The following is a 9,824-nucleotide window of genomic DNA, read 5'->3' as shown; positions in this document are numbered from 1 at the left end:
TGCGCTTTCGAAATTCAGGTTAATGTCAAAGGTCAGACCGGTTTTCTCTTCTTGACGAAGGATGGTCGTTCCAGTTTGGACTATATGACAGGTAACATTCTAATCTCGATCTCCGGCGGATTAGCGGAAGACGATATTATTAAGGTAGCCGACAATATTGGATAAAATAAACACAGGGAGGGCTAATATCTGCCGCTCCCTGTTTGTTTTACTTGGCTAAAATCGTATTCGACGTGTAATTGCCTTGCTCATATGTGCCGTTGTTACTGACCCAATGCACCGTGCGCGCCCGGTAATAGTAACCGGAAACCGTGCCGAAGACCGCATATCCATTAAACAGCATCTTATTCGAAGCACTTACCGTTTGAGAGCCAACCTGCACCCAAGCGCTCCCCGTCCATTTATCGAAATATATGGTCGCCCCGATCGAGGCAACGATTTGCTTCGCGATGGTTGTAACTGTAACTTCGGCCGTCTGATTCCCCTTGTCTACTGTATTGCTATCGCCTTGATCGAGGTATTTGAAGGATGGGTCAAAAAAACCTTCAATCGTCATTTCGATTGGCGGAGGCGGTGTTTTCGCTTCGGTTGTACTGGGTTTAGCGGCGTGTGTAACGCTTGGTGGAACTAAAAGCATGGAACATACCACCACTGCAAACAAATAGACCAACGGTTTCACTTGCTTCATATTAACACCCTTTCACATGATTTTCCTACCATATTGAAGAACACCAACAGTCTTGAGTTGGTTGCGATTCTGAAAAAAATCCTCAAATTCCTGCAACCAAGACCGCTCTTTTCGTGTTTTATTATAAAAGGGGTAGTTACTATCGTCAGGAGGCATTCTTATGGGGTTCATTAGCTTGCTTCTTATTATTTTAGGGTTGTTAATGGTAATACGGCCGTCGATTGTTTGGACCATCATCGAAAGTTGGAAATCACATGATGCAACCGAACCGTCCGGACTCTATGTTGTGTCTGCTCGCATTGGAGGCGTTCTGTTCATACTTGCGGGCATTGGCGGGGTTCTAGGGTACTGGATACTGTAATCCATTATAGTGGTCTGAAGAACCGAGGGAAAAAGGTGATAGAGCCTTCCATCCCTCGGCTTTTGTCGATAATTTTTTTGTCATTTTTACCAAATTACATGCAACCAGATCAATCCTTTGCGTGTTCAAAAGAGTGTAAGGGCTGAATGTTAAATAGATTGAAATGCCGGCCGGCTTTCAATAAATAAATCTTTCCAGGAGGCTCATTATGAAAAAAAGTGTCAATGCTCCTGATGTCCATCCTGATGGTACTTGTCTTCGCTTCATCGGCAATGGCGACCCCAGTAAAGAACACCCCAGCCCAAGATAAGCATAACGCCGCAATCGACGCCAAAAAGGAGAAAATCAGGGCTAAGTTTGAGGAGCTCGGTGAGTATCGGGCGAACAAGCTGCTTCAAGCCGCAAAGAACGGTACAGATGTTGATCCGCAGCAACTGGATAGCACCGAGGTTCAACTGGAATCAGATCTTCAGGCATTGGGTGTGAACGCCATTACGCCTGCGCAGGCTCAAGCCATCGCGAATGGAGGCAGCGATGTTAGCATCCAAGTGACGGTTCCTCCGTCTAACTCGAACGTTAAATGGTATGATATCCGTTATACTTATTACACTGGCGGTACGACGTATGCCGTTCAGGAATTGTATGCCCAAGGGCTTGCAGGAGGCACAAACCTCGCTGCAGGGCAAAACGGTGTGACCCTATACACCAACAAGCAAATTCTCGTTAAAAATGTGACTTATATCGCGCAGATGTATGCTCAAAAGGCGATTGGTACAATCCCGATCGTACAATGGCTACCGTATGAGATGCTGTTCTCCGATAACAGCCAAGTAACCAATAACAGCCATGTTATTACGCACCGTAGCTTGTCTACTGTCTGCTTCTCATATGTAAAGCTGGACGGCCAATCGGACAACTATCAAAGCCTTTCCTATGTATCGAACATGGTTAGTGTGGCATCTTCACATACCCTTGCAGGATACAACAACGGATCTCCTTATTCGAAAACGACAGACAAATCGAATACGGATTACGCTACTAACTACGCCAGCCCCACGAGCGCGGTAAATGCGTACAAGGATCCGTACGCACCGAGGCAATCGTTTATCAGCTTCTATCGTTTCTACAACAACGACCAAACAGCGAGCCTGACGCAGTACATCATTAACCCGAGCTTCCCGGCACAAATCACGCAGTAATAATTTCGATGCTGGCCAGAAAGAAAGTAATGGATTGGCGAAAAACAGAATAAGAAGGAATCGAGCCGGGTGGGTTAAGCCGGCTCTTTTCTTTTTACAAAATTACCGTGCACAACACGTAACTGAATGATCACTTCTTTGCCCGTCGCCTAATCATGTTTGTTTAGCGGGTCATCGTCAAAGGGCGGCGCTGCCGTCGTCGTCCCAATGCCCCATATACCTGCCGGGAAAAGTCATCGGCTGTTCTCGCGGCTCCGTTCCCGCTTTTTGCGCCATTCCTCCAGCAACTTCAATATGGTCTGTTCCATTTGCTGGGCCGTATAGTCCTTCGGAAAATACTCCTTGATACTTTCCTTTTGCAGCTTGATTTGCTCCCGTTGATTCGGTTTATCCTCGGTCATGATTTTGAAAATCGCGTCCATGTCGAGCAGGCCATCCGCGCTCAGTTTTTTCATGCGCTGGGCTTGGGAAAGAGAAGGGGTGCGGTCCTCGCTGTTCATCGTTTCCAGCAAGGCTTCCTGTTCTTTTTCGGTCAGGTGAGACAGCTCCACAGCAGGGCTGAACGCCACCTTGCCGCTATCCACCATTTCAAGAATCGGCGGAATCAATTCGTTCAACCGGATATAGCGCTGCACCTGTGTGGCGCTCGTCCCGACATCAACGGCAACGCGCTCCCGCGACTTCTGTCCGAGTTGGTCAGATGTTCCCGTTTTGACTAGATCGTTGCGCTGTCCTTGCCGTTTGATGGCATCCAGCTTCAGTTTATAGGCGCGCGCTTTCTCTGACGGCAACACTTGCTCCCGGTGCAGATTGCTGTCAACCAGGGCGATAATAGCAGCGTTTCTATCCATTTCGCGTACAAAGGCAGGGACCGCAGCGATCCCCGCCTTTTTGCAAGCCTCCCTCCGGCGATGTCCTGATATGATTTCGTAGCCGCCCTCGTCTCTTGGACGGACAACCAGCGGCGTAATGACACCATACATTCGGATACTTTCGATGATGCTCTGCAATTCCTCATTATCCGTCACCTGATAGGGATTGTCTGGGAACGGATGAAGCTGGTCTATCGGAATGGTAATAACTGATTCGTTCATTTGGGAATCCGCCTCCTTTTCTCGGCGGGTTCTTTAGGGCAACACGAGACTACTGTCTCGTGTTGTAGCAAGCACTGAATTTGGATATCCAAATTCGCTTGTTAGGGGCTTCGCCCCTAAGACCCCGCCTGCATACAGCCACGATAACTTTCACGGAACTTTGTACGAGCATGGGACCATCTATATAAAAAGCGCCGGAACGGTGTCGACTCGCCGTTCTGACGCTTGGATTTTCTAAGCAAAGAAAAAAGGACGCCATTGAATTGCAGCGACCTTTTCAGAATGTCATTTGGCTGGTTCCGGTTTTCCCTGCGAATTAGCGAGCATCTGCACAGCCAGCATAAAACCACATTGCAAACCAATTTCCATATACACATCTTCGCAGGTGCCCGCATAGTCATAGACCTTGGTAGTTACTTCCTCGAATTCAGCCATGTCAGGAAACTTATCCTCAATAAGCTCGATAACAGACGTATGCACTTCGTCTATCCGTTCCTTATAGCTCTTCGGATTGATGTCGGTGCCTGCCACACCGCGTAGCAAAAATTCACGAATACACTGAATGTGGGCTCTCTAAAAGATTTCTGACATATGGTTCATTTCTCCATCACCCCCTGTTGATTCGTATTGCAATAAAATCAACAACACTTTAATCCCGTGACTTTTTGTAGACAAAGCTATAAGGCTTCGCGACAGCCGCGGTACGTAAGGATGGGGGATTGGGGGGCGCAGCCCACAACAAGCGAATTTGGGAGACCAAATTCAGTGCTTGCTGCAACACGAGACATTCGTCTCGCTTTGCCTTTAAAGCACCTGCCAGGAAAAGGGAGAGAGAAGCATTTACACACGATATCCGCCTTGTCTGCCATGTGGTTGTTCCTGCTATGGAACTTTCCGTTCTCGGTTTATACGATTTTCCTTACCTTCATAAATCAAGAAGAGCACCTCCCAGATTTTTCTTGGGGTGCTCCTCTTGACGCTCTACCTGTTAATCCAACCACGTTATTTTTACGGTTGAATCTCAATCTGTCGGGTGAAAATGTCAAAAACCTTCTTCGTTCTTCCCGTAATTAATTATCCCAATGCGGTTATAACGGTTTGCCGGTTGTTTTATCCACTTATCCCTCTGCTCTTTTCAATAGAATCAACTGCCGTTCCAAATCCAACTTTTGAATGTCGTAACCTGCATTAAAGATGACGCAGCCTAACGGACGGTTTTTTTGCGGATACCAGTACGTCCTGTACTTATATGCGGTTGCCGTTAACTTGCTCCCGATGATTCTCTCTATACCCGAAATGGTCAGGCGAATCGTAGAAGCACTCTGCTGTTCCAGATATTGCTTAAAAGGAGCGTAAGCTTTCATTGCCTTTTTTGAAACAGATTTTTGCAAGGCACTGCTATCAGGGTCGACGTTATTTTTCTCTCCCGGCAACTCCACCAATCCCACAAAGTTAAAATAAATATCCACCTTCTGCGTGGTCGTATAGCGACTGCCTTTTACCCGCTCATGAACAACTACCTTTTCCACAAATTCATTGAGCATGGGCGTAGTAAGTTCCTCAAAATCGGTGTAGCGGTCAACCAAGTCGAGAAATCGATCTGCATTGACCGTCTGCTTCTCCAAGTTGTCAATCTCGCTCTGTATGCGCTCTATAGTCTGCTCCAGTTCTTCCTGCTCCCGCTCATAATCGCCGGACAGCTTCTCAAAGCGCTTGTCCGACAGCTTTCCGCTCAAATTGTCCTCATAGAGCTTGCGGATGATCGTATCAAGTTCATTACTGCGCTTCCGATAAGCGGTCAGCTTCTTCCGCTGCTGTTTTGCCGTTTTGTCCTGCCGCATGGAAGTGCTGTCCGTTACCAGACGAATAAATTCCTGCTTGTTTGCCCGCGCAAAAGCGCTAACTTCCCGTAGCGCATTCAGAATAAGTGTCTCAACAACAGGAACGCGGATAAAGTGCATTGTACAGCTACGGGTTTGTGTGCGGTAGCTGGAACAGTAGTATTCGTTCTTGGCACTTCTGCCCGGCCGCTTGTCAATGGAGCGGTCATGCGTCATTTTCGCGCCGCAATCGGCGCAGTACAGCAGCCCGGTCAGTCTGCTAGGCTTCTCTTGCTTAGCAGGCTTACGCACCGTTCGGCGCAGCCGCTGGGCGTTACGCCACGTTTCAGGGTCTATGATGGGCTCATGCGTGTTTTCAAAGATTACCCGTTCTTCCGGCGCTGTCGCCTTGGAGCGTTTGTCTTTGTAGGATGCGGTATGGGTCTTGAAGGCCACGGTATGGCCCATGTATTCCATGCGTTCAAGGATTTTTGCCACCACGCCGCCGCGCCAGCGGTATGGATCTTGATAATGCTTGTGCCTTTGATTATCTGCCCCGATGCGTTCCCAATGAGCGGAAGGAATAAGCACCTTGTCAGCGGTCAATATATCAGAGATTTGGTAGACGCCATACCCTTCGATTACAAGCCGGAAAATGCGCTGCACAACCTCCGCAGCTTCCACGTCCACAATCCATTTTTGCTTGTCCTGCGGATCGCGCAGATAGCCATAAGGCGTTGATGGCGATATGCGCTTGCCCTCCATAGCCCTAGCTCGGAAAACAGCTCGAATTTTACGGCTGGTGTCCCGCGCCGTCCATTCATTCATGATGTTGCGAAAGGGGGTAAAGTCGTTGTCCCCATTGTCGCTGTCCACATTGTCATTGACCGCAATAAAGCGGATACCGGCTTTGAAAAACTCCTCCGTATACATGCCGACGCGCAAGTAATCCCGCCCGACTCTCGACATGTCTTTGACAATAATTGTACTCACCTTGCCCTGTTCCATTTCCGCCATAAGCCGCTTCCAGCCAGGTCTTTCAAAGTTCGTGCCTGAAAAGCCGTCGTCTGTGAAATGAACAAGGTTTTTAAAGCCGTTGTTCCTCGCGTAATCCTCCAGCATCTTCTTCTGATTGACGATACTGTTGCTGTCCCCCTGCAATTCATCATCACGCGAAAGGCGTTCATACAGGGCGGTGATTTTCTCATTTGACTGTCTAAGCATAATGGCTCCTTTCAGACAGTCAACTCATTTGTGGCTGGTGTCATTTTATCATGCTTTCGGCAATTGCCTCCATTGTGCCGTTTACTCCAACTGGCGGCGTTGCAGATCGTTGCGGACAAGACGCAGTATCTTGTCATTCATATTCTCCTTGCTGGTCTTGCTGAAATGAATCGTCACATCGTAGGTCGTTGAGCCAATTTTGCAGGATATTCTGCGCGCGGCGACGGGTAAATCGGGTTGCGGCGGCACGGCATCCGGATTTTGATTTTCGGTCATGTAGCGGCTCCTTTCATTCCTAATACGCTGCATGCGCTTAACACAGCCTACAGCCCCATTTCAGAGCTACAAGGCACACAAAAAGGCTGAACAAGTCAGATCGCCACGCTTGCGCCATTGGCAATCTTCTTTTTCAGCCTGTATGATAAAAGTTATTCTCTTCGCGCAGGGATATCGGTATATCCATACTTGCAAGCTTCCACCAATTTAACTGTGCACTTGCGAATTTTTTTTCGTCAGCCAATCCATTTTGCCACAAATGAGTTGACCATCAGCTAGATTTGGGTTTTACCCTCCATCAAAGCTTACACCTTCCGGCGCAAGCTCGATCGCGGTGACGGTTTCGCCAAATGTCGAAGCCCAAGCGTCAAAATGCTGCAATCCCTGCCGCTTGAGCCGCTCGTATTGCAAATAGCGCTGCATCGTATACATCTCAGTGATGGAGTTGGAGATCGGCGTACCCGTCGCAAAGATGATACCCCGGCCTCCGGTCAGTTCGTCCAGATAGCGGCATTTGGCAAACATGTCCGACGACTTCTGCGCTTCGGTTTGCGACAGTCCGGCCACATTGCGCATTTTCGTGTAAAGAAACAGGTTTTTGTACGAATCGGCTTCGTCCACGAATAGCCGGTCTACGCCCAGTTCCTCAAAGGTGACGACATCATCCTTCCGGCTGGTGTCGTTCAGCTTCTCCAGCTTGGTTTGTAGCGTCTTTTTCGTTTTTTCAAGCTGCTTGATCGCATAGCGTTCGCCTCTGGCTTCCTTGAGTTCCCGGATGCCGCTTGTAATCTCCGAAATCTGTTCGTACAGTTGCTGCCGCTGCCGCTCCGTCGAAATCGGAATTTTCTCAAACTGCGAATGGCCAATGATGATGGCATCATAATCGCCGGTGGCAATCCGCGCGCAAAACGTTTTGCGGTTTTTCGTTTCAAAGTCCTTCTTGGTCGCCACCAGAATATTCGCCGACGGATATAGCTGCAAAAACTCCGCCGCCCACTGTTCGGTCAGATGGTTCGGAACGACCAGCATGCTCTTGTTGCACAGCCCTAGATGCTTGCTCTCCATCGCCGCGGCGGTCATCGCGAAGGTTTTACCTGCACCGACACAATGCGCGAAAAGGGAGTTGCCGCCGTACAGCGCCCGGGCAACCGCATTGACCTGGTGCTGGCGCAGCCGGATTTCCGGGTTCATCCCGGTGAATCGGATATGACTGCCGTCGTACTCGCGAGGACGGATGGCATTGAACCGGTCATTGTACAGCCTTGTCAGCCGTTCACGCCGCTGCGGATCTCGCCATATCCAGTCGCGGAACGCTTCTTTCATCATCTCCTGCTTTTGCTGAGCGATGGCCGTTTCCTGCTTGTTCAGCACACGCTTTTCCACGCCGTCCTCATACACAGTGTCAAATACGCGCACGTCCCGCAAATTCAGCGTATCTTCAAGAATTTTATACGCATTAACGCGGTTGGTGCCGTACGTGACGTTCGCCTTGATATTGTTGCTGCGGTCATCGCTTTTGCCTTTGACGTTCCAGGCAGCCGTATATTCGGAATACATGACATTGATGTAGGTCTGGTACATCGGCGGCGTGTCCACCAGTTCAAACAGAAATTGCCGAATGTCTTCCGGCGGGAGCCAGGTTGCGCCCAAGCGGACATCCATTTCGGCGGCGTCCAGGTCTTTCGGCTGCACCGCTTCAAGCGCTTTGACGTTTTCGCCGTAACGTTCGGCATCGTATGCGGCAAACTGTCTGGCCACCCGCAGCTTCTCCCGCACATTGCCGGACAAGTACGCATCCGCCGTTTCGTAGATCGGCTTCCCTTCCTCATCCAGATTTTCGGGATTGGGAAAGATGACGCCGCGCAGCTCTTTTATCAATTGTTCTTCCGTCCAGCCGGTTAGCTCCGCCATATACGGCAGATCGACACGGGCTTTTGCGCCGATGGAAACGGCCAGCGCCTCCGAAGCGGTATCCACCTGTTCCACGCGGATGCGCTGCCGGATGGTGCGTTTGGTGAACATATCCGCCTTGCGCAGCAACCGCCCTTCCTCGTCGATGATTTCCAGCGAGCAAAGAAGAAAGTAAGAACTGTCGTCCGAAAAAGCAAGGCTGTTGGCGCGGCTGTTGATCAGGCCGTATTGCGCCGTAAACCGGTCATACTGCGTATTCAGCTTGCGCTGTTGCTGCTCTATCATCTCATCGCTGTAGTCTTCGGTTTGATACTCGATCAGCTCGCGCACGGTGTCCCGCAGCAGAATCATTCCCTTGATGCGGCCTGACGCCGTAGCCGAAGTGTCCACGCGCCGCATCCGGCTGTTCTCCCGATAGTAGATTTGTCCATCCACCAACGCAAAGCTGAAATTGCGCACAGTCGGATCAGCAGGGAGAGAAGGTTCTTCTTCCTCCGGCTGGTCTTCCCGTTCCAGCTCCGCCCATTCGGCATGGATGCCCGACAACGCTTCGCGCAGCAGTTCATCCAGATTGGCGTCCGGGAATGGCTTGCAGGACGTTTCCTGGCGGTTGCCGTACATCCGGTCGTCAAAAACCATTGTGCCCAGCACCATATCGGGATGTTCCGCGAAATAACGATTCACCGGCACACCGTCCGCTGTCTCGGACAGGGATAGCCATGCTTCGGTTTGCTCGCTGACGGCGACCATGCGATCCCGTTTCTGTAAAAAGATGATGTCGGCAGTTACTTCGGTTCCGGCATTGGCCAGAAACGCATTGCTCGGCAGACGCACCGCTCCGAGCAGTTCGGCGCGTTCCGCAATATATTTGCGAACCGCCGGGTTCTGCTTGTCCATCGTTCCTTTGGACGTAATAAAGGCGATGATGCCGCCCGGACGCACTTTGTCCAGTGTCTTGGCGAAAAAGTAATCATGGATGAGAAACTTGTGTTTGTCGTAACGTTTATCCGCCACGCCATAACCGCCGAACGGCACGTTCCCGATGGCGAGATCGAAGAAGCTGTCCGGCAAATTCGTCTGTTCGTAGCCGCTGACCGCAATCGACGCCTGCGGGTATAGCTGCCTGGCAATACGGCCGGTAATGCTGTCCAGTTCCACGCCAAACAGCCGCGAGCCTCGGATCGACTCCGGCACCAGTCCGAAGAAATTGCCGATGCCGCAGGACGGCTCCAAAATATTGCCGCTGCGAAA

General features: G+C 50.3%; 10 protein-coding genes and 1 pseudogene. 4 read left to right on the top strand and 7 right to left on the bottom strand.

All coding sequences use genetic code 11. The features are described from left to right. Positions 1 to 12: 12 nt before the first annotated feature. The gene (locus H7B90_RS33620; RefSeq protein ID WP_376701714.1) at positions 13 to 165 is read left to right on the top strand and encodes a DUF4367 domain-containing protein; all 153 of its coding nucleotides are present in this window, start codon (positions 13 to 15) and stop codon (positions 163 to 165) included. Between the two features lie 43 nt (positions 166 to 208). On the opposite strand, the gene H7B90_RS04840 is transcribed toward H7B90_RS33620, so the two are convergent. Then, the gene (locus tag H7B90_RS04840; protein ID WP_146250299.1) at positions 209 to 688 is read right to left on the bottom strand and encodes a hypothetical protein; all 480 of its coding nucleotides are present in this window, start codon (positions 686 to 688) and stop codon (positions 209 to 211) included. Positions 689 to 848: 160 nt separating this feature from the next. On the opposite strand from H7B90_RS04840, the gene H7B90_RS33615 reads away from it, so the two are divergent. Beyond that, complete coding sequence (locus H7B90_RS33615; protein ID WP_110843090.1) at positions 849 to 1,049, top strand: DUF6199 family natural product biosynthesis protein; 201 nt, start codon at positions 849 to 851, stop codon at positions 1,047 to 1,049. Positions 1,050 to 1,282: 233 nt separating this feature from the next. Beyond that, positions 1,283 to 2,248 (top strand): hypothetical protein, encoded by a 966-nt coding sequence (locus H7B90_RS04835; protein ID WP_185134739.1) that lies wholly within the window; start codon positions 1,283 to 1,285, stop codon positions 2,246 to 2,248. 233 nt (positions 2,249 to 2,481) lie between these two features. On the opposite strand, the gene H7B90_RS33830 is transcribed toward H7B90_RS04835, so the two are convergent. The 3 genes and pseudogenes from H7B90_RS33830 to H7B90_RS04825 form a co-directional block, all read right to left on the bottom strand. Further along, the gene (locus H7B90_RS33830; RefSeq protein ID WP_512699104.1) at positions 2,482 to 2,994 is read right to left on the bottom strand and encodes a ParB-like helix-turn-helix domain-containing protein; all 513 of its coding nucleotides are present in this window, start codon (positions 2,992 to 2,994) and stop codon (positions 2,482 to 2,484) included. Then, positions 2,995 to 3,348: pseudogene (locus H7B90_RS33825) on the bottom strand (ParB/RepB/Spo0J family partition protein); the annotation flags it as partial. Positions 3,349 to 3,627: 279 nt separating this feature from the next. After that, the gene (locus H7B90_RS04825; RefSeq protein ID WP_158289725.1) at positions 3,628 to 3,777 is read right to left on the bottom strand and encodes a hypothetical protein; all 150 of its coding nucleotides are present in this window, start codon (positions 3,775 to 3,777) and stop codon (positions 3,628 to 3,630) included. Positions 3,778 to 4,107: 330 nt separating this feature from the next. Here H7B90_RS04825 and H7B90_RS04820 point away from each other — a divergent pair, with 330 nt between their 5' ends. Continuing rightward, positions 4,108 to 4,416 (top strand): hypothetical protein, encoded by a 309-nt coding sequence (locus tag H7B90_RS04820; protein ID WP_146250333.1) that lies wholly within the window; start codon positions 4,108 to 4,110, stop codon positions 4,414 to 4,416. Positions 4,417 to 4,460: 44 nt separating this feature from the next. Here H7B90_RS04820 and H7B90_RS04815 read toward each other — a convergent pair whose 3' ends face one another. The 3 genes from H7B90_RS04815 to H7B90_RS33820 form a co-directional block, all read right to left on the bottom strand. Continuing rightward, a complete protein-coding gene (locus tag H7B90_RS04815; protein ID WP_185134738.1) occupies positions 4,461 to 6,386 on the bottom strand; it encodes a DUF4368 domain-containing protein in 1,926 nt (641 codons plus the stop codon). An 81-nt stretch (positions 6,387 to 6,467) separates the two neighbouring features. Beyond that, a complete protein-coding gene (locus H7B90_RS04810; protein ID WP_110843982.1) occupies positions 6,468 to 6,662 on the bottom strand; it encodes a transposon-encoded TnpW family protein in 195 nt (64 codons plus the stop codon). Between the two features lie 288 nt (positions 6,663 to 6,950). Beyond that, the gene (locus H7B90_RS33820) at positions 6,951 to 8,684 is read right to left on the bottom strand and encodes a helicase-like domain-containing protein (protein WP_512699103.1); all 1,734 of its coding nucleotides are present in this window, start codon (positions 8,682 to 8,684) and stop codon (positions 6,951 to 6,953) included. Between the last annotated feature and the right edge of the window lie 1,140 nt (positions 8,685 to 9,824).

Origin of the sequence: Cohnella xylanilytica (genome assembly GCF_014212175.1) — a bacterium.
GTDB lineage: Bacteria > Bacillota > Bacilli > Paenibacillales > Paenibacillaceae > Cohnella > Cohnella xylanilytica.
Note: the sequence above shows the minus strand (reverse complement) of the source record. Positions and strands in the feature narration are given on the sequence as shown.